The organism is Bacillus sp. L75 (assembly GCF_003676355.1).
GTDB lineage: Bacteria > Bacillota > Bacilli > Bacillales > Bacillaceae > Bacillus > Bacillus velezensis.
In genome coordinates this window covers 1-1,309 of record NZ_ML064938.1, presented here as the reverse complement: position 1 = coordinate 1,309, position 1,309 = coordinate 1, and the positions used below count along the sequence as shown (strand labels likewise).

The window sequence follows — 1,309 nt, the reverse complement described above, 5'->3', positions numbered from 1 at the left end:
CCGCCTAATTCAAAAAAGTTGTCATCTATGCTGATTTCATTTGTTTTCAGAACGCTTTTCCAGATACCAACTAAATCTCTCTCAATTTCTGTTCGAGGCTCTTTGATTTTCCTTCCAATCGATGCTTGATCTGTAACGTCTAGAGCCAGTAGTTTTTTACGATCAACTTTTCCGTTACTTGTTAAAGGAACCTCTTCAATCTGTACGATATAGCTAGGTATCATATATTCCGGCACTTTCAGGCTTAAAAACTCTTTCAGATCAGTTGGCGGTAAGGATTGGTGCCCCGCTACGTACGCATATAACACATCTTGATTTCTGGCATCCTTTTGATTAATGACTACCGCATTTCTCACCTGTCGGTGCTCTAATATTACACTTTCTATTTCACCTAACTCCACGCGATATCCACGAACTTTAATCTGATGATCTTTCCGTCCCAAAAACTCAATATAACCCTCTTGCGTCAAGACCCCCATATCCCCCGTACGATAAATTCTTCCGAAATCTGGGTGATCAATAAATGACGCTTCAGTTTTTTCTTTATCATTTAAATAGCCTTCTGCTACACCTTTTCCCCCTATGAAAAGTTCACCTTTCACTCCGATTGGACAAGGATCATTTTCATAGTTTAAAACATAGTAAGTTTGATTTGATAATGGATAACCGTAAGGAATGCTGGTCCATTCAGCCTTGACTGTTTTAATTGGATAATAAATCGACCAAATAGACGCTTCAGTAGCCCCGCCTAAGCTTATGACTTCACTTTCAACGAAGTGATCCTTAATCCTCTCAGGAAGATGAACAGGTATCCAATCCCCGCTTAATAATACCAGTCTTAATTCAGGAAGCTCGTCATAGTTAATAACTCCAGCGTTAGATTTGTTTTCTGTTTCATCCATATAGTTTACTAACATTTCCATGATCATGGGAACGGAGTTCCAGACTGTAATTTTTTCCTCTTTTACGATGTCATGAATCTTTTTAATATCTCTCTGATCTTCGATCATTACTAATGTTGCTCCTGCAGAAAAAGCACCAAAAATATCATATATTGATAAATCAAAGGACATAGATGATAATCCGATAAACCGGTCTGTTTCATTCACACTGTATTTTTCATTGATGTCTAATATAGTATTAATTACAGCCTCATTCTTTATAATTACACCTTTAGGTTTTCCCGTACTTCCTGAAGTGTATATCGCATAAGCTATTTGTTCCGGCACTGCCACACTTTCTCTTTTAGACTCTTTATAGCTTGACACAATAGTTTTTACCAGTTCAGCTGTTAATACAACTTTACAAT

1 protein-coding gene is annotated in these 1,309 nt (G+C 37.3%); it reads right to left on the bottom strand.

Annotated elements, in window-relative coordinates:
* A partial coding sequence (locus D5S11_RS19640) for an AMP-binding protein (protein ID WP_164833854.1) occupies nucleotides 1–1,309 on the bottom strand: 1,309 nt, incomplete at both ends.